This is a genomic window from Nereida ignava (assembly GCF_001049735.1).
GTDB classification, from domain to species: Bacteria; Pseudomonadota; Alphaproteobacteria; order Rhodobacterales; family Rhodobacteraceae; genus Nereida; species Nereida ignava.
Genome location: NZ_CVPC01000007.1, coordinates 1 through 25,824 on the forward strand (window position 1 = coordinate 1; position 25,824 = coordinate 25,824).

28 protein-coding genes and 1 tRNA gene are annotated in these 25,824 nt (G+C 51.4%); 16 read left to right on the forward strand and 13 right to left on the reverse strand.

What is annotated here, in order from left to right; all coding sequences use genetic code 11:
* Positions 1-52: 52 nt before the first annotated feature.
* From soxZ to NIG5292_RS07930, 5 genes are all read right to left on the reverse strand, one after another.
* Positions 53-382 carry a thiosulfate oxidation carrier complex protein SoxZ gene (gene soxZ, locus NIG5292_RS07910; protein WP_048598993.1) on the reverse strand — a complete coding sequence of 110 codons (330 nt, stop codon included), beginning with the start codon at positions 380-382 and terminating at the stop codon, positions 53-55.
* A 62-nt stretch (positions 383-444) separates the two neighbouring features.
* Positions 445-861: a thiosulfate oxidation carrier protein SoxY gene (gene soxY, locus NIG5292_RS07915; protein ID WP_048598994.1), complete on the reverse strand. Its 417-nt coding sequence runs from the start codon at positions 859-861 to the stop codon at positions 445-447.
* A gap of 33 nt (positions 862-894) precedes the next feature.
* Positions 895-1,350: a sulfur oxidation c-type cytochrome SoxX gene (gene soxX, locus NIG5292_RS07920; protein WP_048598995.1), complete on the reverse strand. Its 456-nt coding sequence runs from the start codon at positions 1,348-1,350 to the stop codon at positions 895-897.
* 96 nt (positions 1,351-1,446) lie between these two features.
* A complete protein-coding gene (locus tag NIG5292_RS07925) occupies positions 1,447-2,007 on the reverse strand; it encodes a thioredoxin family protein (protein WP_048598996.1) in 561 nt (186 codons plus the stop codon).
* Positions 2,008-2,021: 14 nt separating this feature from the next.
* Positions 2,022-2,762, reverse strand: coding sequence for a cytochrome c biogenesis CcdA family protein (locus tag NIG5292_RS07930; protein ID WP_048598997.1), 741 nt, complete (start codon positions 2,760-2,762; stop codon positions 2,022-2,024).
* 888 nt (positions 2,763-3,650) lie between these two features.
* On the opposite strand from NIG5292_RS07930, the gene NIG5292_RS07935 reads away from it, so the two are divergent.
* From NIG5292_RS07935 to NIG5292_RS07960, 5 genes are all read left to right on the forward strand, one after another.
* Positions 3,651-4,868: a tyrosine-type recombinase/integrase gene (locus NIG5292_RS07935; RefSeq protein ID WP_082136664.1), complete on the forward strand. Its 1,218-nt coding sequence runs from the start codon at positions 3,651-3,653 to the stop codon at positions 4,866-4,868.
* A complete protein-coding gene (locus NIG5292_RS07940) occupies positions 4,865-5,377 on the forward strand; it encodes a hypothetical protein (RefSeq protein WP_048598999.1) in 513 nt (170 codons plus the stop codon). The genes NIG5292_RS07935 and NIG5292_RS07940 overlap by 4 nt, the downstream gene beginning before the upstream one ends.
* 53 nt (positions 5,378-5,430) lie before the next feature.
* Positions 5,431-5,619 carry a helix-turn-helix transcriptional regulator gene (locus NIG5292_RS07945; protein ID WP_048599000.1) on the forward strand — a complete coding sequence of 63 codons (189 nt, stop codon included), beginning with the start codon at positions 5,431-5,433 and terminating at the stop codon, positions 5,617-5,619.
* 453 nt (positions 5,620-6,072) lie between these two features.
* Positions 6,073-6,921, forward strand: coding sequence for a toprim domain-containing protein (locus tag NIG5292_RS07955; RefSeq protein ID WP_048599002.1), 849 nt, complete (start codon positions 6,073-6,075; stop codon positions 6,919-6,921).
* Positions 6,914-8,035, forward strand: a complete 1,122-nt coding sequence (locus NIG5292_RS07960) for a helicase RepA family protein (RefSeq protein WP_048599003.1) — start codon at positions 6,914-6,916, stop codon at positions 8,033-8,035. Before NIG5292_RS07955 ends, NIG5292_RS07960 begins: the two co-directional genes overlap by 8 nt.
* A 198-nt stretch (positions 8,036-8,233) precedes the next feature.
* On the opposite strand, the gene NIG5292_RS07965 is transcribed toward NIG5292_RS07960, so the two are convergent.
* The 6 genes from NIG5292_RS07965 to NIG5292_RS07990 form a co-directional block, all read right to left on the reverse strand.
* On the reverse strand, positions 8,234-9,151 hold the full coding sequence (locus NIG5292_RS07965) for a hypothetical protein (RefSeq protein WP_048599004.1): 918 nt from the start codon (positions 9,149-9,151) through the stop codon (positions 8,234-8,236).
* Position 9,152: 1 nt separating this feature from the next.
* A complete protein-coding gene (locus NIG5292_RS07970) occupies positions 9,153-10,130 on the reverse strand; it encodes an inverse autotransporter beta domain-containing protein (RefSeq protein ID WP_048599005.1) in 978 nt (325 codons plus the stop codon).
* A 321-nt stretch (positions 10,131-10,451) separates the two neighbouring features.
* Positions 10,452-10,528: transfer RNA gene (locus NIG5292_RS07975), tRNA-Arg, on the reverse strand.
* 62 nt (positions 10,529-10,590) lie between these two features.
* Positions 10,591-11,991, reverse strand: a complete 1,401-nt coding sequence (locus NIG5292_RS07980; RefSeq protein WP_048599006.1) for a sensor histidine kinase — start codon at positions 11,989-11,991, stop codon at positions 10,591-10,593.
* 30 nt (positions 11,992-12,021) lie between these two features.
* Positions 12,022-13,440 (reverse strand): dihydrolipoyl dehydrogenase family protein, encoded by a 1,419-nt coding sequence (locus tag NIG5292_RS07985; protein WP_048599007.1) that lies wholly within the window; start codon positions 13,438-13,440, stop codon positions 12,022-12,024.
* Between the two features lie 2 nt (positions 13,441-13,442).
* Positions 13,443-14,174, reverse strand: a complete 732-nt coding sequence (locus tag NIG5292_RS07990) for a TVP38/TMEM64 family protein (RefSeq protein WP_048599008.1) — start codon at positions 14,172-14,174, stop codon at positions 13,443-13,445.
* Positions 14,175-14,453: 279 nt separating this feature from the next.
* On the opposite strand from NIG5292_RS07990, the gene rpmH reads away from it, so the two are divergent.
* From rpmH to NIG5292_RS08045, 11 genes are all read left to right on the forward strand, one after another.
* A complete protein-coding gene (gene rpmH / locus NIG5292_RS07995; protein ID WP_048599009.1) occupies positions 14,454-14,588 on the forward strand; it encodes a 50S ribosomal protein L34 in 135 nt (44 codons plus the stop codon).
* Positions 14,589-14,605: 17 nt separating this feature from the next.
* On the forward strand, positions 14,606-15,010 hold the full coding sequence (gene rnpA / locus NIG5292_RS08000) for a ribonuclease P protein component (protein WP_082136665.1): 405 nt from the start codon (positions 14,606-14,608) through the stop codon (positions 15,008-15,010).
* Positions 15,007-15,261 (forward strand): membrane protein insertion efficiency factor YidD, encoded by a 255-nt coding sequence (yidD, locus tag NIG5292_RS08005; protein WP_048599010.1) that lies wholly within the window; start codon positions 15,007-15,009, stop codon positions 15,259-15,261. The genes rnpA and yidD overlap by 4 nt, the downstream gene beginning before the upstream one ends.
* Positions 15,258-16,142: a tRNA 2-thiocytidine(32) synthetase TtcA gene (gene ttcA / locus NIG5292_RS08010; protein ID WP_048599011.1), complete on the forward strand. Its 885-nt coding sequence runs from the start codon at positions 15,258-15,260 to the stop codon at positions 16,140-16,142. The genes yidD and ttcA overlap by 4 nt, the downstream gene beginning before the upstream one ends.
* A 72-nt stretch (positions 16,143-16,214) precedes the next feature.
* The gene (locus NIG5292_RS08015; protein WP_053084852.1) at positions 16,215-17,711 is read left to right on the forward strand and encodes a putative bifunctional diguanylate cyclase/phosphodiesterase; all 1,497 of its coding nucleotides are present in this window, start codon (positions 16,215-16,217) and stop codon (positions 17,709-17,711) included.
* A gap of 121 nt (positions 17,712-17,832) precedes the next feature.
* Positions 17,833-19,635: a membrane protein insertase YidC gene (yidC, locus tag NIG5292_RS08020; protein ID WP_048599012.1), complete on the forward strand. Its 1,803-nt coding sequence runs from the start codon at positions 17,833-17,835 to the stop codon at positions 19,633-19,635.
* On the forward strand, positions 19,635-20,375 hold the full coding sequence (locus tag NIG5292_RS08025) for an MOSC domain-containing protein (RefSeq protein WP_048599013.1): 741 nt from the start codon (positions 19,635-19,637) through the stop codon (positions 20,373-20,375). The genes yidC and NIG5292_RS08025 overlap by 1 nt, the downstream gene beginning before the upstream one ends.
* Position 20,376: 1 nt before the next feature.
* Positions 20,377-21,027 (forward strand): ribosome biogenesis GTP-binding protein YihA/YsxC, encoded by a 651-nt coding sequence (gene yihA, locus NIG5292_RS08030; RefSeq protein ID WP_048599014.1) that lies wholly within the window; start codon positions 20,377-20,379, stop codon positions 21,025-21,027.
* 58 nt (positions 21,028-21,085) lie between these two features.
* Complete coding sequence (argB, locus tag NIG5292_RS08035; RefSeq protein ID WP_048599015.1) at positions 21,086-21,949, forward strand: acetylglutamate kinase; 864 nt, start codon at positions 21,086-21,088, stop codon at positions 21,947-21,949.
* Between the two features lie 54 nt (positions 21,950-22,003).
* Entirely contained in the window at positions 22,004-22,798 is a 795-nt protein-coding gene (locus NIG5292_RS08040) for a sterol desaturase family protein (RefSeq protein WP_048599016.1), read from the forward strand.
* Complete coding sequence (locus NIG5292_RS08045) at positions 22,795-23,421, forward strand: hypothetical protein (RefSeq protein WP_048599017.1); 627 nt, start codon at positions 22,795-22,797, stop codon at positions 23,419-23,421. Before NIG5292_RS08040 ends, NIG5292_RS08045 begins: the two co-directional genes overlap by 4 nt.
* Before the next feature lie 63 nt (positions 23,422-23,484).
* Here the strand turns inward: NIG5292_RS08045 and NIG5292_RS08050 are convergent, their stop codons facing one another.
* A complete protein-coding gene (locus NIG5292_RS08050; RefSeq protein WP_048599018.1) occupies positions 23,485-24,252 on the reverse strand; it encodes an amino acid ABC transporter ATP-binding protein in 768 nt (255 codons plus the stop codon).
* Between the two features lie 12 nt (positions 24,253-24,264).
* Positions 24,265-25,824, reverse strand: coding sequence for an amino acid ABC transporter permease (locus tag NIG5292_RS15125; RefSeq protein WP_048599019.1), 1,560 nt, complete (start codon positions 25,822-25,824; stop codon positions 24,265-24,267).

Here is a 25,824-nt window from a genome sequence, read left to right on the forward strand (position 1 = left end):
AAAACACATATTCTAAGTCTCATTCTCTTCCCTCCAACTTCACTTTTCTGATCTATGCTACGCTGATTTTTTTTGTCGCATTATAAACATCGCCATCGTCGTCATACCAAGTGAAGGTGAACTCACCACTCTCTGGGACAATCGCTTCAAACTGAAAATACGGGTTCGTAGAAATGGCCGGCTCAAGTGCGACATCGATCACATTTTCGCCGTTAAATTCGGCCGTAAAGCGGTTGATAATCGACCTCGGAATAAGGTTACCGTCACCATCCTTACGCTGACCGCTTTCCATTTTGTGGCTGATCAGTGTCTTGATTGTAATTGCCTCACCAGCTTCAGCTGTTTTGGGTACTTTCACCCGTGGTTTCACACCAGATGCCATATTGTATCTCCTAGGTATATTGTCAGCACCGCTGACAGTATGAATATTTGAAGTGCAGCCAATTAGCCGCCACAACCACCGATGGTCACTTTGACATTTGCCTTAGCCATCTGGAATGATCCGTCTTTCATCTCTGCAACAGCCACGACGTTCTGCGTTTTGGATAGTCGGATTCGTGTAGACGCTGTGCGCGACGCACTCAGCGCACCAAATTTGAAGGTGGCAACGCTTGGAGTTGGGTTCCCATCAGCGAACAAAGTGATCGCAACAGCACCCGGAGCATCTATTTCTACGGGAACAGTGTTGCCATTCTCAGCAATTTCAGGGGCCGTTATGGAAATGCCGCCTTCGACAGCACCTGCGCCGCCTGTAAGAGCTGCAATTGCATCATCTGTCAGGCTTGCAAGGGCGGGAACTCCTAAAAGACTAATGCTGCTAAACGTGCTTGCTGCGAGGAATTGTCTGCGAGTATAGCTCATGCTAGCTCCACTTTCTGGTAGTTTTAATCATCATTAGATTTCATTGAGAGTCATAAGGTAGGCTACAACATCCTCAACCTGTTGCGCACTCAATATGCTTTTACCATCAAACTTTTTAAGTGGCCGCGTGTAGCCAGTATCTTTATAAAACGCTGGCATAATAGTACCTTCAAACATCATTTTAGAGTTACTTACTATACCTCGAAGCTCAGCTTCAGACCAACGCTCAGCTACACCATTTAATGGTGGACCAACCTGCCCATGAAAACTTTGCTCTGCAAGATCCTCATTTGCATGACAAGCAAGACAATTACCTAACTTGCGACTTGCGAAGACTTTCCTACCATTCTCAGCACTTCCAGCAGTATCCGTAAGGGCCGCACGCACCGCACCATCCTCATACATCACGCTTGAAGGCAGAACATCTTCAGCGGTAGCAACCGTTGCAACCATTGTGGCTGCAAAGCCAATTGTAAAAATAGTTCTCATGACGCCTCCTAGATGGAATCTAATTTTCCTAGGAGAGCTTATTGGATACTGATATTATAGCAAACATAAAATTCAAATATATGAATTTTTTACAATTTACTGTTGTTCGGTAAATTTGCGAGCATGATATTTTTGGAAGGGCTCGTCTAAACTGTACCCTTTCTCAAGAACCCACATGAGCATATTTTGTGTTGTCCAACGGCCAAACGCACCCGGCATACTTGCAACAGCAGCTTGAGAAGCAGAAGTCCCCGGCAATACCTCTTCTGGGAAGAAGTATATACTCGGGGTAAAGAGCGCGCCCCATTTTTTCACCATCTTTTTTTCTGGCAAAACATCCCCATCAAAATCAGTGACCTCGACGTCGCCGAACATATTAATTTGAACAACATAAAAACTATCTTGAAGAATTTTTTCAATTTCTGGGATTATGAAAACCTCTTCATGCATCTTACGGCAGTAAATACAGCCCTGCTGCTCAACTATCACCATTAAACGCTTACCTTCGACGTTCGCCTCAGCCAAATCCTCGTTCAAGTCTTTGAAAGTGTCTTGAATCCATGGCGCTTTATGTAAACCGTCATCCCCAACTGTCGCAGCATCAAGGGTTCCTACCAGTGAAGCCGCCATCAAAATACATACTATAATCTTCTTCATTTCGCACCTTTTTCTTAGCCTAATGTCTGAAACCATGGAATGAAATCGAGCATTAATTGAGCAACAAAATTCATTGAGTTAGTTGCGATCAGCAGGCCAAACATAATTAGCATGATGCCCATGACCTTCTCGACTACCCCTAGATGGCGTCTAAATTTTACTAGCCACTTCATGAAGGGTCCAATAAAAAAAGCCGCTAAAACAAAGGGCAGTGTCATACCAGTCCCATAAATAAATAGCAGCAATGCCCCCTGCCCAGTACTTTCTTGCCCTGCAGCCGTAAATAAAATTGCAGCCAAAACTGGTCCTACGCACGGCGTCCAGCCAAAGGCAAAAGCTAAGCCAAATAGGTAGGCTCCACCCAAACTGACTTTCGAGGAGCCTGCCTGATCTACACGAAGTTGCCGATACAAAATGCTTATCTTTATTAAGCCTAAGAAGTGGAGCCCCATAGCACCGATAACTGCTGCTGCTGCCCATCGTAAAATATCAAAATAGTCACGAACCAAACCGCCAACAAAAGTAGCACTAGCTCCTAAACCAACGAAGACTGTTATAATTCCCAACGAAAATATGATTGCGGCGACAACAGCACGTAGGCGGACGCTTGCTGAAATGGTAGCATCTTCTGAAATCTGATTGATACCAACACCAGCTAGATAGCTCAGATAAAATGGTACGATTGGAAGTATGCAAGGAGACAAGAATGAAAGAAAACCGGCGATTAATGCGCCTGAAACACTCAAATCAATCACCTGTAGCACTCCTTTTGATATTCACCATCTTCTATTTGTTGTCGGTAAAATTGCTGATGGTCAATTAATAAGCGGAGTAGATACTGAAGTGTTGCTGAGCTTCCACTCCAACTCAGTGGGTGTAGCACTGGGTAATCCGCAGATAATCACAGCACCACGTTTGCGTTAATTTAATGACAAAGGCGCACTCTCAAACACACACTTCCATAGACTTGTTGGTACGCCCTGCCATAGTGTTGCTGTGAGGAGCGGGACGTGCAGCAGCTGCGTGATGATACACATGTGATACTGGACGGCAAAGTGCGTGGTATCGGCGTGAGCCTAGCCTGTAGACCTCAAGGTCGGTCTCTAACAGCCAGCCAGCCCACCAGAACACATCTGCGCGTGTGCGGGCGCGCGTGGCACAAGTGGCCAACTCGATCAATGATTAAACAAAAGTAGAACTCAAAGGGTGGATAATTGAGTGTATAAAAATATCCATAAATCCGTTAAATTATTGATAATAATATATATTTTATGATGAAATGGTGCCCCACACGGACTCGAACCGCGGACCTACTGACTGCTAGCAACGCGCGGTTGTCGAATTATTCATATATCCAGCACATCCAAAGGCCCCAGCTACGCGCGCGGGAGCGGATCTCTTAATTATTTTTAGGGGACACAATTAGGGACAGAAATATACCGTATAAAATATATCGTATTATTAACATCTACTTAAGGGATTTTAGTGGCGGACCGAGGATCCGCATAACTTATATTCCAACATCTTCCACAGTTAACGCATAATATGCTTATTTTAATGCATATTGCCATTCCTATCATCTCTAACATTCCTTACAATACCCATGTGTTCCAAGATTTTTGTGGGGGCGAATGTGGGGGCGAATGGCTAAGAAACTTACAATCCAATATTTAAATTCACGACTTGAAGCTGGGCGGTATTATGACAGTTCAGGAACGGGTCTGCATATTCATGTAAGATCAAGTGGTTCGAAGAGCTGGTCGCAAAAGCTGCGCTTCCGTGGCAAGCAAATCGAGCTTGGGCTTGGCAGCTACCCCAGCGTCTCTCTTGCAGAAGCCCGTGAGTTAGCTGCGAAGAACAAGAAGCTGGCAGCAAGCGGTGAAAACCCACGAGTTGCACGGCGCGTACCTACTACGATACCGACGTTTGCCGAGGTCGCTGAAATCGTAATACGCCTCAAGCAATCGGAACTCTCAAACCCAAAACACAAAGCACAATGGCGCTCCACGCTAGAAACCTATGCATTTCCGTTACTCGGGCACATGGCTGTTGACGAAATTACTGTGAATGACGTTCATCTCGCCTTGGAGCCGATTTGGTCCAAAAAACCCGAAACTGCAGGAAGAGTTCGCGGCAGGATACAATCGGTCCTCGACTATGCCACCGTTAAGGGACATCGCTTAGGACCAAACCCTGCAATTTGGGGCGGGAACCTATCCATACTTCTCCCCGCAAAACCCAAGAGCAACAATCATCACCCAGCACTTCAACTTAAAGATGCACAGCGGTGGTGGCATGAACTGAAACGAAGAGATGGTATCGGCGCAAAAGCACTTATGCTTGTTACGCTGACAGGATCACGATCCAACGAAGTACGAGGCACGGATTGGTCTGAGTTTGAGCTTTATTCAGAAGATAAGGCTAAGGGGTCTGGCTTCTACGGTGAGTGGACAAGGCCGTTTGATCGCATGAAGGCCCGCGTCGAGCATCGCATCCCCATAACCGGCCCTATTCTTGAGGCGCTGCATGCAAGCAAAACAAGTAGTGGGCTTGTTTTTAGGTCGCGTTCGGGCAGTCCTATCTCCGACATGACAATGTCTGCCTTGATGAAACGCATGCACACTGCAGACGAAATTGGATTTGTTGACAAAGTCAGTAAACGCCCAGCGGTACCCCACGGCTTACGTTCGACTTACAGAGACTGGGTAGCTGAACACGGTCACTCTCGCGAGGCAGCGGAGTTGCAACTTGCTCATAAATTTGGCGGGGCTACCGAACACGCATACTACCGAACAGATTTACTCGAACAACGCGCAGAGCTGATGAACAAATGGCATGCATTTTTGGAGGGAACGGGATGAGTAAAAAACGTGTCCGAGGTCTTTTTGATATTGTCGGCTTGGCTGATGGCGAAGAGTGGGAGCTTGAGCCAAATAGCGAGGACTTTGTATTCGGTATGGGGATGGGGGCAACAGAAGACGCAACTCGCTGGGCATACAAAGGCTTTTGCTTGGAAGTAGGCCAGTCCATCAGAAAAATTGCGGCCAAGAATAGCGGTCGACCGCGTAAAGAAGCATATCAAAGCTACGACTGTCTGAGAGCACTCGTTATTTGGGAGCATGTTCAAAGGTACATTCCTAAAGAACTACGCTCTGGTATTACTAATCGTGCGCTGATCAAAATCATGCAAGACGGCGAGGCAGCATACTCTCTAGGTGGCGTGCGGAATAGTTCTGAACTGTTCCCTAAAGCATCCGCTACAATAGAGACGTCACTGTCCCGCGGCCGCAAGGAGTTAAAGATTGACGAGAATTGGGAAAGTGAAGTTTGCGAAAAACTAATCGAAAGTTATCCGCAAACGACTGAGTAAGAGCCAGAAGATACCCTTTCCAGCAGTGGCTAACTGGATCGAAGGAAAACCCAATGGTTCCCACAATATTACGCCGAACTGAGCTGGAACAAAGGCTCGGTTTATCTCGCAGCTCTATCTACAAAATGATGGATGAAGGCGAATTTCCTCGCCCAGTCAGAATAGGTCGACGCGCTGTCGGTTGGCTGGCCGAAGACATCGAAAAATGGTTTGAGGCCATGCAGGGAGGTGTCAGCAGATGACTAAAATACCCCCCACCCTGTCGCTAAAAGACGGGAGTACTTCACCACAGCCCTCTTCACGCATGGAGAGCGCGGACTACTACGACGATGTGATCCTTCACCTCAGCCCTCGCTACCGCGTGATCACGTGCCGCGATTTGGCCCAGTGGATAATCCAAAAGAAAGAGGCGTCCCATGCAGGCCCTTGGCGAGGCGTCGGCTATCATACGTGTCGTGACAGCCTGATGCGGGCGTGTGGGAGCTTAAATCTGCTCTCAGCGACAGTAGAGGACCAGCTCCTCAACGCCCTTCCCGCTTCTTTCAGTGAATATGCAAAAGAGCGCACCTGCTCATAGAAAAACCGCGCACTCCTGAAAGCACGCGGTTAGTTCAGTCCGACAAATTTTTTAGAGAGCTTTGTCTGGCTAAACAATAGCATGTTTTTGGGTGTGTCTCAATCTTGGAGATTGTTTCATGCAAATTGAATATCCACTTTCACCAAAAGCCCGCAAATGTGGCAGCGGTTGGGTTGATCTGTGCCCAGCACATGACGACCAGTCCCCATCGCTCAGCATCAACATCGCTGCCGATGGCAAGCTGCTGCTTCACTGCTTCGTTGGCTGTACGTTTGAGAACATTGTCGCAGCGGCAGGTCTGAGTAGCTCTCAAGCGGTTCGATCTGTTACGCGCAGTGATCTTGAGCAGATCAAGCAGCAACAACTAGAGGCAGCTAAACGCAAAACAGCCTACTGCAAGCAATTATGGCAGCAGGGCCAGCCACTCGAAGGCACGTTATCGCAATCCTACCTTGCATCGCGGGGTATAGACCACTGGAGCAGTTCGCAGCGGCACCACTCAGGCCTGATTTATCCCAATACAGGTGAACGCCTGTCTGTTCTTCTGACGGCCATACAGCGCAGCAGTCAGCTCGTTGGGCTGCATCGAACCTTTCTGAACCCAGATGGCACAAAGCGTGACAAGCTCATGCTAGGCAAGTGCAAGGGCGGCGCGGCTCACCTGATTGGAACCGCTGGGCCACTCATTGTGGCTGAAGGCATTGAGACTGCGCTCTCCCTGCCTGCACTGCATCAATCTGATGAGGGACGGTATTGGTCGGCTCTTTCAGCAAGCGGGGTCAAATCGCTCGAACTGCCACAGACCGCAGATCAGTTGGTGATAGCGGCTGACGGTGATCCAGTCGGCCTCGCAGCTGCTGAAGAGCTTGGCCAACGTGCTGCGCGTCTTGGATGGGACGTCACTCTCATGCAAGCGCCGGACGGCAAAGACTGGAACGACATCTTGATGGAGCAGCGCAATGACTAACTTTGATCCCTCACAGGGCGTAAAGATAAGCAACCCAAGGGTGGAACAGATACGGGCAGCCCTAACTGCCGCGACTGACATTCATCATATTGAGCACCGCCCATACCTCGTAAAATCATGGCTCGATCTTGATGCGACATCACTTGTTTATGGACAGTCCAACACGGGCAAATCCTTCTTAACCCTTGATATAGCCCTCCATGTTGCGGCTGGCTGGTGGTGGAACAGCTGTAGGGTGACACAAAGTAATGCGATCTATGTCGCCGCAGAGGGAGGTACTGGCTTCACGAAGCGGATCAGAGCAATTGCTGAGAGCAAGCCCGACTTGTACAATGCAGCCAGAGAGCACTTTCACCATCTGCCACTACAGCTCGACCTGCACGGGTCTGATGACGTGGCAGCGCTGTTAACCGCAATAGGCGAACGCCCTGTTGATCTGTTGATCATTGATACACTGGCCATGTCGTTTGGAGCGGGCAATGAGAACGACGGGAAAGATGTCACGCAGTTCCTAAGCCACATCGCAGAGATACGCCAAAAGCTGAGCTGCCATGTCATGCTTGTCCACCATAGCGGTAAAGACCAAGGCAAAGGCGCGCGTGGGCATAGCAGCTTGCGTGCCGCAGTTGATACTGAGATCGAAGTCAGCATGGACGGCTCGATGCGTTTGGCTACCACCAAGAAACAGCGTGATCTTGAAGGAGGTAAGGTAGCTGCCTTCACGTTAAACGTGGTCAACTTGGGCGATGATCAGGATGGTGAGCCGATCACTAGCTGTACAGTGCAACCGCAGAACACTGATGATCTGAAGCGCAGCAAAGCTCGAATGCTCAAAGGGAACAACCAAGTTGCAGAACAGGCGCTACACGATGCGCTCAAGAACAAGGGCATCAAGATAACCAATTCAGAGCATTACCCATCAAACCGCAGGATAGTCAGCACTGATGAGTGGTATCGCGAGTTCCAAATGAGGCGGGCTAAAGATGGCGTACAAGAAGACAGCAATCGCAAGGCATTCAACCGCTCCCGCAACTGGCTACAGGACCAAGACTATACTCGCGAATATGATGGCAAAGTCTGGTTCATCGATGAAACGGACAGACAGGACAAATAGCGGACATGTCCGACCCTTGTCCGCCCCCCATCTAGACGGACAGACACGGACATCCCCCTAAAGGGGTGTCCAGTTGTCCGGTGGGGGACTGAATTGGATAAAAGCTAACGAGGCGCAATCAAGGACAGTCTGTTTTCATTCAAAAGGGCAACTCAATAGCTGCCCTTTTTCCGCTCACTCATTTTTTGGGGTCGCTACTTAATTTACGACAGCCTTAAACTCTACGCCGTCAATAAAACCATTCAGAAATGTATCACTAGAAGGGCCAACGTAACCCTCTAGAGAAAGCATATTAGTTAATTTTATACCAAAATCAAAAGATGTGCTGTTTGCTGTAATTACAACCGGAGTCGTGAAAGTCTGCACTATCAGCTGCCTAGTAGCGTTAGTCTCCCCACCGCTATCATATTCCTCGAGAGTCGAAGCATCTTCCATGCCACAGATAACCGAGCTGCCTGACGATGTGGTGAACTCTAAGTCAGAAGATGACGCCACGATTGCACCGCTTGAAATAGTACAAGTATCTCCATCAGTCAGATAAGCTCCCTGCGTTTCCGTGAACCAACCGGCTGTCAGCTCATCTTCATCTGCTTCCGGAATACAATTGAAAAAGCCGCCAAAAGTTGAATCAATATCATCTTGCGACCCAGATGCGGTGCTTGTGGCGCAACGGTCTCCATCAGCCAACCCGACACCAATTTCCCAGCCATCTTGGTCAGCCGAAAAAGCTGCAGTATGTTTCAGGCTAATTTCATTTCCCAATAAAATAACCGCCGCTGGATAAACACCTTCCGCGAGAGAAATTTCGTCCACGATGCTCAGGCTACTACCTTCTGATATTTCTAAATCCTGCGCGACAGCATTATCAACGATAAACGAGCAAACAGTCTGATAGTTCTCGTAAGTCGGAATGGCGCTACAAAGCCCAAGTTTATACAGCGGGAAAGACGCATAATCTGGGGTAACAGTACACCAAGAGCTTTCAGTTGCCGTAATGGTATTCGTTATTTCATTGTCGCTGTTCAGTACACAAGCTGCGGCATTTACTTGACTTACAGGCATCAAATACAGCGCCAGTCCCAATATGATTACACTGAGTTTCAATAGGTTCTTCATTTTAGTATCCACTCACTGTAACGCCGAGTTTGATGGCTTTTTTCATAATGCGGTTTTCACGTTGGACGGGCTGGTAAAGCTTCTCGCGGATGGGCTTCATCTTCGTGGACCATTTGCCGTCCTGCATCTTCTTCTCAACCCGAGGCGTTGTGCCAAGCGGAATTGAGTAGCTGATTGAGGCTACCGTATCTGATGTGGTGTTGTCTCTCTTTTGACGGGACACATCGACCACAACGTTCGGGAAGACCTCTGCGCTGATGCCCAGCTGTTCGGTTTCCGTTTTGTAGCCCGCTCCATCTTTCCACTCACTAGATGTGAAGTGAATGTTCGATGAGTAGAAGTATGGAAGGTTGGCAGTAAGTTTGAAGTCCTGCCCGTCTAGAGCCGTCTCATCAATACCATTGTAATTAATAGTGCCGGTGATGGCGTTATACTTGTTCGCACGGAACTCGAGCATTGAGGTCATAAGCTCTACGCCCAAGCTGGAGCGTTTGTGACCAGAACTGGCCTCGTAGTCATAGAACGCGTTAGCCCCAACGATGACAGTCTCATCATCAGATATACGGCGCGCACCAATGCCGAGGTTATAAGTATTGCGGCCATCGAAGTTTACGACCGAACCTTGGTTGAACAGGAAGAGGTTCTCATCTTCGTAAAGGCCATAGACGGCCATAAGCTCAGTCTTAGTATCACTGCCGGTATCAAGCCCGAAGATGTCAGAGCCGATACTGAAATCCAGATATGTAAATCGCGACCCACCAATGACAGCTTCTTCGAGCAAATTTACTTGGTTGTTCACAACACCTAGTGCGAAGTCACCCAGCTCCTGCTTTGCGGCTTTACCGCGTTCACTGTTGTTAGCCCCTTGTGCGATATTCTTTACTATTGAGGGCAGCTCGTAGCTCAGAAAGCGACTTTCAGCGTTCAGCGAAACGGGGACTGCAGCCAAAATGGCAGCAGCAGGTAAAAAGATACGCATTGGATGGATTTCCTCTATCAAGTCCCGAGTTGGGACTTATATACACTTACAGCCAAGACCAACGAAGGCAAGGCAGAAAACGCTACCGGCCCCCTACCGACCACTCGGCAGCAGGGTGCGGGTATGTCGGCGTGAGCCTAGCCTGCAGGCCTCAAGGTTAGCCTCTAATGGCCACCAAGCCCACCAGAACACATTTGCGCGTGTGCGGGCGCGCGTAACACAAGCGGCCAACTCGATCAAGATTTGTGGGGGCTAATGTGGGGGCGCTGCAATCAAAGCACTCGAATAAACGTTTAAAAACAGGAACTTATTAGGAAAAAGTGGCGGACCGAGGAGGATTCGAACCCCCGACCCCTTGATTCGTAGTCAAGTACTCTATCCAGCTGAGCTATCGGTCCACTGGCGCCGAACTACCGTTGCTCAGCGCGCGTTGCAAGCCCTAAAAATGAGGTTTTCTAAATTACTCTGCTGCCGCTGCCAAAGTGAGATCAGATTTTGGCAATTGGATCAGAAAACACGTGCCTTCTGGTCCAGAAGCCTCAAGCGACAGATCCCCTCCGTGCCCCCGAATAAGTTCAAGACTTATGATTAAGCCCAATCCAGTACCGCCTTTGCGCGCGTTCCCCTCAAACGCCTTAAAGAGATTCTCTTGCGCTTTGGGCGGCAGACCAGGCCCCGTATCTTTAATGCGGATCGTCCATTCGTTGGGGGTTTCATCGGCACAGATCATAATCTGAGCGGGTTTGCCTGTTGCGACAATCGCCTGCCGCGCATTGCGCACCAAGTTTCCAACGACGCGGTAAAGCTGTTCTGCATCCGCACGGATCATCATGCCAGCGGGCGTATCATCAACCAAATCAAGCGCAAAATCCCCTACGGCAAGTTGCTCGCTGGCGATGACGTCTCCCACAACATCGGCCAATGCAAAGCGATTCAGGCTGGGGGCTGCTTCCTCTGCCCGTCCAAACGCAAGGGTCGCTTCGCATAAATTAACCGCGCGCGTGATTGAGTTGACCAGCTTCGGGGCAAGACGCGCAACAGTGGGGTCCTCTGACATTTCAATGCGGTCCGTAAACAGCTGCGCCGAAGTCAAAATGTTACGCAGGTCATGGCTGATTTTACTCACCGCGCCACCAAGTTGGGCAAGGCGGTCTTTTTGCTTCAAAAGATGCGTTAGCTGTTCTTCAAGGGTAGCCAACGCCTCTTCAGCTTCGCGAAGCTCGGTTATTGAGGCCGTCGGCTTGATCACTTTGCGCGCATCCTCTGGCGCACTTTGATAGTCTTTCATTGCGGAGACGAAGTTATTGATTGGGCGAACAAGCCCCCACTGAACCGCAACAAACAAAAGCCCCGCAGTAACAACGGAAATAAGCAGCGACAGGCGCAAAATATTCAACCCGTAAGACACCATCGCGTCGCGTAAGCTCGCTGTGCCAAGGGTTACCTCAATCAGCGTGCCTGCATCATTAACTGGATTACCGATGATCCGGATCACGCGTGGCTCTGGGTCCACAAAACGGTGCAGCGCATCACCAATCAACACCCATGCAGACGGGCCACGCAGGTCAAACGTCTCATGAATAGGGCTGGGAATGGTTGTCGAAAGCGCAAGACGGCGCACTTGGTCACGGCGCAGCACAACATTATAAATGCCCGCGTTGCGCAGCAATTCTTCTTCGGTCTCGACGCTGATCATATCATTTTCAAGGGTGGCAAGCGACGCAATCTGCGCACGCTCAAGACGCGCCAATAGATAGTCCTCTCTGAACCGCGCAATCGACGGGACAAAGATCAGCACTTCCGCCAGCATCACAAAAATTATGGTCAGGAGCAAAAAGCGTCCCGAGAGAGATTTAATCATACATCCTCCGCCACACGGGCCGATATTGGCCTAGGGTATCACACGCTGCACGAACCGCACCACACGTTTCACCATGGCGCTGTCGAACAACTTGGGGCTGAAGTATTGGCCAGCCGCGCGTTTGTTGATTTCGGCAATCGTGGGATAAGGCAAAACCGTGTTGGCAATGGCGGACATCTTGAGACCATTGGCAATTGCCATGGCCCACATGCCAATCAATTCACCCGCATGAGCACCCGCAATAGAGGCACCGACAGGCTTGCCTTTGACGACCATCACTTTGATGAGACCTTTTGTTTTCCCCTCAGCAATGGCGCGGTCATTCTCGTGATACGGAAAGCGCACAACTGTCAGCTTATCGCCGTGTACATCACGGGCGTGCGCCTCGGTTTGGCCAACTTGCGCAAGTTCCGGGTCTGTGTAGGTGGCCCACGGAATGTGGTGCGTACTTGCCTTTGCAGGCAAGCCAAGAACCAGACTGCGCACCAAAACGCCAGCGTGGTAGCCAGCCATATGTGTAAATTGTAGCCCCCCAGCGACATCACCAGCAGCATAAACGCGGCGGTTTGTGCTTTTGAGATTGGCATCCACCTTGATCCCCGTGCGATCATGCTCAACACCTGCGGCATCCAGATTAAGTTTGTCGATATTCACTTTGCGACCAACAGCCACAAGAAGATGAGAGCCGGTAAAATCACCCTTAGGCGTGTGTACCGTAATGTTGCCATTACTGCCGCTGATCTTTTCGGCTTGGGCTTGCTCAATAATCTCCACGCCTTCTGAACGTAAATTATCAAGAACGACTGCAGCCATTTCAGGATCATCTTTTCCCATGGCTTTGGAACCTTCGATAACTGTAACTTTACAGCCCAGTCGGCGGTGTGCCTGCGCCATTTCCATCCCGATCGGCCCGCCACCGATAACAATCAGATGCTCTGGCTGATCTTGCAGATCAAAGATTGTCTCATTGGTAAAATAGGGCACATCATCAATGCCGGGGATTGGTGGCACAAACGGGCCTGATCCAGTTGCAACCACAACACGCCGCGCCGTTATAACCGTATCACCAGCCTGCACTTCGGTTGGCGAAATGAATTTGCCGTACTCACGAATAACGCGCACACCAACACCTTCGAACCGCTCTTGGCTATCAACGGGTGCTATAGTGTCAATTACGCTACGCACATGATGCTTTGCAGCGGCATAGTCCACTTCAGGCAAAACAGGCGTCACCCCAAAAGCCGCACCTGTCCCCATAGCGTGGGCATGTTTGCCGGCCGCAATCAAAGCCTTGGACGGCACACAGCCAAAGTTCAGGCAATCGCCCCCCATCAGATGACCCTCAAGCAGCGTAACATCCGCGCCCATTTGACTGGCGCCGTAAGCAAGTGAGAGCCCACCAGAGCCGCCACCAATAATCAAAATATCCGTCTTTAATCGCGTACTCATAGTCACAGTCCTTGCTTGCCGCGAACGGCTTTGATCAGAATTGGCAATGCCGCCAGAACACAAAGGCCAATAATGGGGCCAATGATTTGCGGCTCAAAGATAATGCCAAGATTAGGTGTTTCGCCGCGTTCAAAAACAGCGCCCAAGCCAGCCCCAACAGAAGTATAAACAACAGAGCCTGGAATGATCCCGAAGAACGTAGAAATCATGAAGCGCCGTAGCGGCACTTCCAAAAACGAGGGCACAAGGTTAGCCACGAAAAACGGCACCGCCGGCACAAGGCGTATCAGAAAAAGCATCGACCACTGGTTTTCATCGATGCCATCTTTGATTTTCTTGACCATCCCGTCACTTGCCTCAAGCTTTGCACCCAGCTTTTCCCCGAAGCCCCATCTGGCGGCCATAAAGATTGCCGTCGCACCCAGCGTGGCGGCGGTCATGTTGAAAAGCGCGCCCGGGAAAGTAGCAAATAAGAAGCCTCCGGTCAGGGTGGCGATCATCGCCCCCGGAAGACTAAACGCGACGATCAAGGTGTAGATGACTATGAAGCCAAGCACCGTGCCCACGTAATTGCTATCACGAAATGCCAGCAACGCCTCGCGGTTGTCAGCCAACGCTTGGAACGTCAGGTAATCTTTCAAAGTGAATGCCCCCGCAACGGCAACGGTGCCGATCAATAGAATGGGAAGCATGCGGCCAATGCCGGTTTTGTCAGTTTCAGTAGTATCAGTCATGTGTCAGGGCTTCTTTGCATAATTTGTTGCGTTGAGCCCTGAATGGCGGGTATTGGCCAAATACCCTAGGCGCAAAGCATGATTGTCACGCGCCATTGATGGGAAACGGACAAATGTTACAGTTTTGCGTGATCTTGTGTGAGGTTCCGCGAATAATTGCAACAAAACACGCCTGATCTGAATTGACAGCTCGGCTGACCCGCTCTAGAGACAGGCTTCTAATTCAAACGGCCTTCGAATCTATGCAATAGGTTTGGGCCAGACTCTGAGGACCGCGATATGAAACGCACCTACCAACCATCGAACCTTGTTCGCAAACGCCGCCACGGCTTCCGTTCGCGCATGGCCACCAAAGCTGGCCGTAAGATCCTGAACGCACGTCGTGCGCGTGGCCGCAAGTCGCTGAGCGCGTAAAGTACGCGCGGCGCCAAATGGCATCGCATACTACATTTGACAAAGTCGCCTCGGACGTTCTGCAGGCGACTTTTTCTCGTTCAGGTAAGCCGTTAGAGGTTCTGCGCAAACGGGCTGATTTTTTAGCGGCGGCACGCGCCAAACGACAAGGCACAACCGGCGTGCACCTACAGGCCCGCCCGCGCGGTGACGACGGCCCAGTGCGCGTTGGCTTCACCTGCTCCAAAAAAGTCGGCAATGCCGTGGCCCGCAACCGCGCCAAACGCCGATTGCGCGAAATTGCGCGACTAATTCTAACTAATGAGGGGCGCGCAGGCTGGGACTATGTGCTGGTTGGGCGCGCCGAGATCACGGCGACCCGCGACTTCAACGACCTAGGCGCTGACCTTCAATACGCGCTAAAGCGGGTTCATGGCCAATGAGCCCCCTCGCCTTCGTACTAGCCCTGCCAATCCGTGCATACCGTCTTATTTTTAGCCCTTGGGTCGGGTTCAACTGCCGCTATCAACCCACCTGTAGCGCTTACGCCCTTGAGGCACTGCAAACACACGGCGGATTAAAAGGCGGCTGGCTTACCATTCGCCGGATCGGACGCTGCCACCCGCTTGGACGTGACGGTTACGATCCCGTCCCCAAGCCAGCCAACCAAAAAGATGAAACGGATCAGCAATGACTGACGCTTCGCCAGCCCTCGATGTGCCCAACGACATTCACCCGCTTTTCAACGCTGCCCCCAAAACGACCGAATTCAAAAAACTTCGCAAGCGGATCATCCGGCAAACCCACGAGGCAATTGATCAATACGGCATGCTTGATCCGCGTGAACCTAAACAGAAATGGCTGGTATGTTTGTCGGGTGGCAAAGACAGCTACACTCTGCTTGCTGCACTTTATGAGTTGCGTTGGCGCGGGTTGCTTCCCGTCGATCTACTCGCGTGCAACCTAGACCAAGGCCAACCCAACTTCCCCGCGACAGTGTTGCCAAAATTCCTGCATGAAATGCAGGTTCCCCACCGCATCGAGTACAAAGACACCTATTCAATCGTTATGGATAAAATTCCGCAGGGCCGGACGTTTTGCTCGCTCTGTTCACGCCTAAGGCGTGGAAATCTTTACCGCATTGCCCGTGAAGAAGGATGCTCGGCCGTCATTTTGGGACACCACCGCGATGACATTCTTGAAACCTTCCTGATGAACCTGTTTCACGGCGGCAGACTTTCCGCGATGCCACCGAAGTTACTCAATGAAGACAGGGATTTGTTCGTTTATCGCCCTCTTGCTCATGTCGCTGAAGCGGATTGCGAGGCTTTTGCCAAAGCCCTCAACTACCCGATCATTCCGTGTGATTTATGCGGAAGCCAAGACGGCCTTCAACGCCAACAGATCAAACAAATGCTCGACACTTGGGAGGCCAACAGCCCCGGGCGACGCCAAACCATGTTCCGAGCACTAGCCAACATAAATCCTGCTCATATGCTGGACACAAATCTCTTTGATTTCTTGGGGCTAAGTAGCAATCAGCCCCAATTTTCATCAAACTCTTCAGATAATTAAGCCTCACGTTAAGCAATCACGAAGATTCTGTGTCGTATCCAATCACGAAAGTAATGGTGGAGCGGCGACAGAATGGGCTATTGGGCAAACATACGCGAGGTTTTGCGGCATAGCTACGTTGCGCTCAGCCCACTTCTGCCATTGATGGGTCAACTTCTTGGGGAAGCCAAAGGCCTGTGGATCGGAACTGCGCTTGCTTGTGCTGTGATTATTGCAGCATTGCTTCGTAAACAGCGCCTAGCTCTCTCACCTCCCCCTCAAACAGCGCAGAGCCTTAATTCAGCACTTGAACATGCGATTTCCGAACGCGCACTAACCCACAAAAACAGCCTATGTTTGGCCCTGCAACTTGATGATCTCACTACCATTAAAGATATCCACGGTGTTGCAGGCGCAGAAACTGTCTGTGCGCAAGCAATGGCCAACATTGCAGGTGTTCTTCGCGATGTTGATACTGCGCAAGCGTCTGACGACGGCCCCATCATTGTCGTAATTGGCTCAGACCCAAGGCTTGATCTTGAAGCGGCGTTGCAAATCGCCAACCGCATTCAGACCGCAATCGCGCAGCCCTATTTGGTCGATAACGCTACTGTTTTATGTTCGGCCTCAATCGGCTTCGCTTTATTGTCGCGCGTTTCAACGCAAACCCCACAGGCATATCAATCCGCCGCCCTTGCCGCGCTTATGGATGCCAAACGCCAAGGCCCCGGCGCAGTACGCGCGTATTCTCCAGAACTTACGATACCAACCAAACATCAAATGTCGCGAAATGCGCAGGTTTTTGATGCTCTTGAAAGCGGTGCAATTACTGCGTGGTTTCAACCGCAAGTGCGCATCGCAACAGGCGAAATATCTGGGTTCGAAGCGCTCGCACGATGGCATCACCCAAACAGTGGCCTCATCCCGCCGTCGGATTTTCTGCCAACACTCGAAAATGCGGGGTTAATGGAGCGACTGAACGAACGAATGCTGCGCGCGAGCTTTTGCGCACTCAAGGATTGGGACCAACAAGGGTTCAATATCCCGCATGTCTCGGTGAACTTCGCGAGTGATGATTTACGCAACCCAAAGCTTGTCGAACGGATCGAATGGGAGCTTGATCGCCAAGACCTAAGCGCTGATCGGCTTTGTGTTGAGGTGCTTGAGACAGTCATGGCTGGTAGCGGCGATGACATCATCCACCGCAACCTTGCGCGCCTATCAGATATTGGCTGTTTGCTTGATTTAGATGATTTCGGCACAGGCCACGCTTCAATCGCTGCTATTCGCAGATTTGGAATTGACCGACTAAAAATCGACCGATCGTTCATTACCAAAGTTGATAGCGAGGCAGCACAAAGTAAAATGGTTCGGGCAATTATATCCATGGCGAATGAGCTCGGGATTGAAGCACTGGCTGAAGGTGTCGAAACCCTTAGCGAGCATGCCAAACTGGCCCAGATAGGCTGCCATCACGTTCAGGGCTTCGGGCTAGCAAAGCCAATGCCTTTGGAGGAAACCCATGCATGGATTCGCGCACACAAGACCAAAGTAACAAACGTACAGTCGCTGACACAGCGGTTTGCCTGAAACGGTGCGCATCAAACTTGTCTTATTGTCGCTCACAGGTTCGAAAAAGCCCTTTCCCCTTGACGTTTGGCCCTCATAAAGGTTCAACCGCCCCACTAGATTTAGAGACTGGCGGGCGACAATGGACGAGCAAAATAGAAATCTGATCTTGGCAAGTGTTCTGTGCCTTGCGGTTATCATCATTTGGCCGTTTCTCGTGCCGCCACCCGCCGAGGCACCGCAGCCCGCAGTGGCAACCCAAGAGACCAGCACTATCGCACCTGCAGCAGCCCCCGTTACTGCGCAACAGCGAACAGCCCCAGAGGAATTAGCCGAAGGGCGCACTGACGCTCCACGCATCGCGATCGATACCAAAGAATTGTCCGGCAGTATTTCATTGCAAGGTGGCCGTATCGACGACCTAGCTCTGAAATCATACCAGACGTCTCTCGACGAAGGTGCCAGCATCGTGCGGCTGTTCCGCGGCACCGATGAACCCGAAGCCTTCTACGCAGATTTTGGCTGGGCTCCCGGCGGCGCGTTGGGTTTTGAGGATGTCCCCACGGCAACAACAATCTGGAACGCAGACGCAAGCGCGACACTCACGGAGAACACTCCCGTGACTCTTAGTTGGGATAACGGCAAGGGCCTTGTCTTTACCCGCGTCATTTCAATCGACGAAAACTTTATGTTCAACGTCGAACAGTCCGCGACAAACACAGCAGATGTCTCCGCGCGCCTAGCCCCTTACAGCGCGCTCATGCGGCATGGAATTCCCACAACGCTTAAGAACTTCTTCATTATCCACGAAGGCGCCATGCGCCAGACGGGTGAGGAACTGTCCGAGTATGACTACGACGACATCTCCGACTTTGACCGCGATGACCGCTGGGGCGCAACCGCCGATGTTGCGCAAATCCAACAAAACGGCTGGCTTGGCTTCACCGACCACTACTGGATGTCGATGCTTATCCCCGCAAGCGCGCAGCCGTTTACGGGCGTTTTGCAATATAACGAAGCGCGCAACACGTTCCGGTCCGAAGCACGCCTACCAACTGTAGACCTTGCAGCGGGAGAAACCATTTCCGTCAGCACACAACTTTTTGCCGGTGCGAAAGAATGGGAGACCATCCGCAACTACGAAAATGACGGCGGCATCTACAATTTCCTCGACAGCATTGATTGGGGTTGGTTCTTCTTCCTGACCAAGCCGATTTTTGCAGTACTGCACTGGCTCAACGCCGTGATCGGAAACATGGGCTGGTCCATCATCGCCCTGACGCTTTTGATCAAAGCAATTTTGCTACCACTCGCCTATAAATCATACGTATCCATGGCCCGCATGAAAGAGCTTCAACCAGAGATGGAGAAGCTGAAAGAAGCGGCCGGTGATGACCGCGAGAAAATGCAAAAGGGCATGATCGAGCTCTACAAGAAGAACAAGGTAAACCCAGCCTCGGGTTGTTTGCCCATCTTGATGCAAATCCCGATCTTTTTCTCACTCTACAAAGTGATTTTCGTCACGATCGAATTGCGTCACGCAGAATGGATCGGTTGGATTCGCGACCTGTCAGCACCAGACCCCTCCTCCATCTTGAACTTGTTCGGCCTGCTGCCATACGCAACACCTGAGCCAACAAGCATCTTTTACATCCTGTCGCTTGGCGTATTGCCCATCATTTTGGGCATCTCAATGTGGCTACAACAGAAGCTAAACCCGGCGCCAACAGACGCGACCCAGGCGATGATTTTCGCATGGATGCCATGGGTCTTCATGTTCATGCTTGGCAGCTTTGCCAGCGGTTTGGTCATCTACTGGATTGCGAACAACACGATCACATTCAGCCAACAGTACCTGATCATGCGCAGTCAGGGCATCAAGCCGGATGTCTTCGGAAACATCAAAAAAGGCTTTAGCCGTAAGTCCAAAACGGAAGAAACCTAATGCTTCGGATCGCGGCCCTTTGGCGGCACCCCATCAAGGGCCACGGTCACGAAGCGCTCAGCACGTCTGATTTCATCGCAGGCCAGACGATGCCGTGGGACCGTAAGTGGGCAGTCGCCCATGAAGCGGCCAAGACTGATGGCAGTACATGGGCAAGTTGCGCAAACTTCAGCCGCGGTGGCAAAGCACCACAGCTGATGGCCGTGCGTGCGGTTAGTGACACAGACACTGGCATCGTCACCCTATCGCACCCGGATGCTGGAACACTTAGCTTTGATCCGGATGGCGACACGGCGGATTTTTTGGCATGGTGTAAAAACTTGATGCCGCAAGACCGCGCCCAATCGGTGAAGGTCGTACGTGCAGACGTCGGCATGACTGACACACCCTACACATCGATCTCACTTCTGAACACAGCCAGCCTGGCAGATCTAAGCGGCAAAATCGGCGCAGACATGACCCAAACCCGCTTTCGTGGTAACATCTGGGTCGACGGTGCAGAACCATGGGACGAGTTTAATTGGATTGGCAAAGAAATCCGTATCGGCACCGCCGAATTCGAAGTGGTTGAACCAATCACCAGATGCTTGGCCACGCACGCCAACCCGCAAACAGGCGAGCGCGATGCAGATGTGCTCAACACCTTAACGCAGCATTGGGGTCACAAAGATTTTGGCGTCTATTTGCGCGCAACCAAATCTGGCCATGCGTCAGTGCAAAACAAAATTGAGTTTCTCTGAAATGGACATGCAATTCACACTGGCCGAAGAGCCAACTCCACAAGAAGTCGAAGCCGCACGGGTATTTTTCGCCGGTGAGACTGACTTTTTGAAAGGTGTCGTCGCGATGGATGGCATGCCAATGGCCGATCGCATGGAAGTCTGTTTCGCAGGCCGATCGAATGTTGGTAAATCCAGCTTGATCAACGCGCTTACCGGACGCAAAGGTTTAGCACGCGCATCGAACACTCCGGGCCGCACCCAAGAGATTAACTTCTTTACGCTAACCGAAAGCCACTACCTTGTGGATTTACCGGGCTACGGCTTTGCAAACGCACCGATCCCGATCGTTGAAAAGTGGCAACGCTTGCTCAAGGCTTACCTTTCAGGCCGTGCAAGTCTGCGAAGGGCGTTCGTTTTGATTGATGCGCGCCACGGGGTGAAGCCCGTCGATGAAGAAATCATGACCCTACTCGATAAATCGGCAGTAACTTTTCAATGCGTTCTGACCAAAACCGACAAGGTAAAAGGCGGCGCAAAGGACAAGATGCTGGAACAGGTCAAATCGAAACTGGCAAAGCATCCCGCGTCCTACCCAGAGATCATCATGACCAGCTCGGAAAAAGGTGACGGCATCGCCACTCTGCGGCACATCATTCACACCCTCACCTAATCTTACCTTGGCATGCATCACGTTCCCCAGTACGAACAAGCGCCAAGAGGACACCGACATGAAAAAGCAGAACGCCATGAAAAGCGATTGGATCGCCACCGCCAGCACCCTCAGCAAAGCACTGCCCTACTTGCAACGCTATGATGATGCGATTGTAGTGATCAAATTTGGTGGCCACGCTATGGGCAGCGATGAGGCCATGGAAAGCTTTGCGCGCGATATCGTTTTGTTGCGGCAAGTCGGTGTAAACCCTGTGATCGTTCATGGTGGCGGACCGATGATCAACGAAATGCTCGATAAGCTGAGCATTCAGTCGGACTTTGTGAACGGCAAACGCGTTACGGACGAAGCCACAGTTGAAGTGGTCGAAATGGTATTGTCGGGCCGTGTAAACAAGAAAATTGTCCAAGCGATTAACGCCCAAGGCGGCAAAGCAGTCGGCCTGTCAGGTAAAGACGCGGGGCTGATCACATGCACGCAAACAAACCCTGATCTGGGCTTTGTCGGAACGCCGTCAGAGATTGATACAAGCGTGCTGCACACCCTTTTTGAGGCAGGTACAATTCCCGTGATCGCTCCGCTTGGAGCCGGCGCCAACGGTGAAACATTCAATATCAACGGTGACACAGCCGCAGGTGCAATCGCCGCGGCGCTTAAGGCGGACCGCTTGTTATTGCTCACGGATGTGGCGGGCGTGAAAGACGCAAGCGGCGAGGTCGTCACTGACATCACCGCCGATCAAATCCGGGAACTTACCAAAGAAGGCGTGATTGCCGGCGGTATGATCCCGAAAACCGAGACCGCCCTTGCGGCCATCGAAGGCGGCGTGCGCGCGGTGGTAATCTTGGACGGACGTGCGCCAAATGCGTGCTTGCTCGAACTGTTCACAGACCATGGCGCCGGTTCAATCATCCGCCGCTAGCGCTTCACACAGTCGTGGCTTGTCACGCGCCATTCACTGAGGCACCTTTGCGGCATGGAAAGTGAAGCACTCATTCGTCTAACGATCTTTATCGGGCTGTTCGCGATTTTCGCGAGTCTCGAGGCATGGGCTCCTCGCCGTAAGCGTGTCCAATCACAGCCAAAACGCTGGCTGACGAATTGGGGCATCACCCTGCTGGATACGCTGACGCTACGTGCGCTTTCTGTCGTCCTGCCCCTGCTTGCCGTGGGCGCCGCGTTCGATGCAGAGCGCTTGGGCTGGGGGCTTTTCAATCAGGTGAGCTTGCCCTTTGCCATTGAGTTAGTCCTCGTCTTGTTGATCTTCGATTTTGCAATTTGGGCCCAGCATTTGATCACACACAAGGTCCCGTTTTTGTGGCGTATTCACAGGGTTCATCATGCCGACCGCGACCTTGATGTAACGACAGCTATTAGATTTCACCCAATTGAGATCGCCTTCTCAATGCTGCTGAAAGTTGGGCTGGTCTATGCGTTGGGGCCTGCTGGCGTGGCCATCGTGATTTTCGAGATTATTCTGAACGGCTGTGCCATGTTCAACCATGCGAATATCAACATCCCCCAGCCCGTTGACCGCATACTGCGCAGAATTTTGGTCACACCGGACATGCACCGCGTTCATCACTCGACCGACCGTGCGGAACACGACAGTAATTACGGGTTTTCGCTGTCGATCTGGGATCAGCTGTTCGGAACCTACATCGCGCAACCCAAAGACGGGCACAGCGATATGAGCATTGGCTTGGAATGGCAGGACGACCGGCCATCACAGCTGGGTTGGAGCCTTGCTCTACCATTTCGCCGTCGATGAACCTTACGCATCTAAGTGCTGAGGCCGCGACGCATGGCCTTTTCATTATGGCAGAATGCCCTGATCCCGAAGGCAATGGCACGATCGTTCTGATTGGGGCGGATGCAACGTTCTGGGATGTTTTCACCATTTCACGAGAATACAAAAACAACGTCCCAGACCCTGTCGATACATGGTCCAAGCGCATCATTACTCGCCTAGCTGATGGCCAGCCAACGGTTTACCCATCTGATGGTCCGCCATACGCACCATTCATCCAATGGGCGCTTGGGAGTGACCAATTCTTCCAAAGCCCTGTTGGGATGATGGTCCACCAAAAAGCCGGATTGATGATCTCTATTCGCGGTGCGATTAAGCTATCCCAGCCTTACTTGGCGCCTACGCCATCCGCCGCGTCTCCTTGCGTCACCTGCGTCAAGAAACCCTGTCTGACCGCCTGTCCAGTCGGTGCGTTGGGACAGGACACCGCTTACGATGTGCCCGCATGTAAGGCCTATCTGAACAGCGCTGAAGGCACCGACTGTATGACACAAGGGTGCGCCGTAAGACGGGCATGTCCGGTCAGCCAGCGCTTTGACCGACCCGCGGCCCAGTCCGCCTATCATATGAGCGTCTTCGTTTAGGCACAAAAAAGGGCGCCTCTAAGCGCCCTTTTCTAATCCGTTTACCGCAATGGTGCTGATAGTTTAGTGGCCCAGAATTTGGCTGAGGAACAACTTGGTACGGTCTGATTGTGGGTTCTCAAAGAACTGCTCTGGCTCGTTTTGCTCAACGATCTGACCTGCATCCATAAAAATCACACGGTTTGCAACTTTGCGCGCAAAACCCATCTCGTGGGTCACACAGAGCATTGTCATGCCTTCTTCCGCAAGCTCGATCATAGTGTCGAGAACCTCCGCAATCATCTCCGGGTCAAGCGCAGAGGTCGGCTCATCAAACAGCATGATGCGGGGCTTCATGCAAAGTGAGCGCGCGATTGCCACACGTTGCTGCTGACCACCGGAAAGCTGACCGGGATATTTATCCGCTTGCTCTGGGATCTTCACTTTTTCAAGGAAGTGCATCGCAATCTCTTCGGCCTCCTTCTTTGGGGTCTTACGAACCCAAATCGGTGCCAGCGTGCAGTTCTCAAGAATTGTCAGGTGTGGGAACAAGTTGAAGTGCTGAAAGCACATGCCCACTTCCGAGCGAATAGTGTCGATGTTTTTCAAGTCAGAAGACAACAACGTACCATCAACAGTGATGGTGCCTTTCTGGTGCTCTTCAAGCGCGTTGATGCAGCGGATCAGCGTCGATTTACCAGAACCGGACGGCCCGCAAATGACGATACGTTCGCCGCGGTTTACAGTCAGATCAATGTCGCGCAGTACGTGAAACGAGCCGTACCACTTGTTCATCTGATTGATTTCGATGGCGACCTCGTCAGAGACCTTCATTTGTGAAATTTGAGACATATCAGGCGCTCCTTAACGATGGCCAGTTTGAAGCTGACGTTCCAGCCATTGTGAGTATTGAGAAATTGAGTAGCAAACGACGAAGAAAACTGCCGCAGCAAAGAGGTAGACTTCCCAGTAGATCGAAATCCAGTCTGTTGACTGTTGGATCGGACCACGGATCATGCCGACGATGTCGAACATCGAAATGACCGAGACAAGTGTCGTGTCTTTGAACAAACCAACGGCCACGTTCACGATACCCGGGATTGAGATTTTCAACGCCTGCGGCAAGATGATGAGACGTGTCGCTTGGGTATAGTTCAAACCAAGACTATCTGCCGCCTCATATTGGCCTTTAGGCAACGCCGCCAAGCCGCCACGGATCACCTCGGCGATATACGCCGCAGAGAAGGCTGTGATCATGATGATCACGCGCAGGATCAGGTCGATCGAGCTTTCAGGTGGGAAGAAATACGCCAGCATAACGTTTGCCACAAACAGCAACGTGATCAGAGGTACGCCGCGAATGAACTCAATGAATACTACGCAAACGCCTTTGATAAGGGGCATGTTCGACTGACGCCCAAGCGCCAGCACAACACCCAGCGGAATGGACAAGGACACGCACACAGTACCGAGGATCATGCAGAGCATGTAGCCGCCCATATCACGGGACGCGACTGCTTCAAGCTCGATCGGGACAACGCTATTGATCGCGGCTGAGATCGGTCCCAGCCCGTAAACCATCAACGCATAGAGACTGAACAATGTGGTAACGATTGTGACCAAGCCACCATCTTCATAGCTGTTGTAAATCGCATAACCCACAAAGATGCCCATCGGGATAAAGAACGCGTAGGTGAAAATCGCAGCGATCATAAAGACAAAGCCAGCCACTGTGGAGACGATGCCTTCCCCTGCACTTACGTTGCCAGAGATAAACCAAAGCTCTTGCGCACCAAGGTATAGCAGATAGCCAAGACCGATGCCCGACAGCGCCCCAACAATGCCTGCAACGGCTTGGCGCAGCGAAACACTTAGGCCCTCAATGAACAAATAAATCGCTGCGGTTACGGCCAATAGACCAAGGATCACCACAGGCACCCAAAGCGAACCGCCCCAGATCAACCAATACGCAACGAAAGGATAAAGCGCCGTCGCAATCAAAAGCTTACGCGGCAAATACATCGCGAAAAGCGCTGGCATTGCGCAAACCACCAAAAGAACAAACGCCAAAGTCGGACGCCAATATTCAGTGGCAGGGTATTTGAACCCAAAGAGTAGGTGATCCCAACGATCAACCAATACAGCAAAGCAAGCAGAACCTGCAGTGCCGGCATCGGCCATGATATTACGGCAATCTTTGATGCTTGAGGCGTCCCACACGCCATTCCAGAACCAAGGGAACACACCCATAATAAAACGGGCGATAAGCAGAAAGGCGATGACCGTCATGACTGAGTTAACCCAGCCAGAGAACAGGTTTTCACGCATCCACTTTACAGGTCCAGTTTCGCCCAGAGGCGGCGGAGAAGCGGGGATTTCAGAGTTGCGAACGAAGGCAACAGATTGGGCGTTTGTATCGCTCAT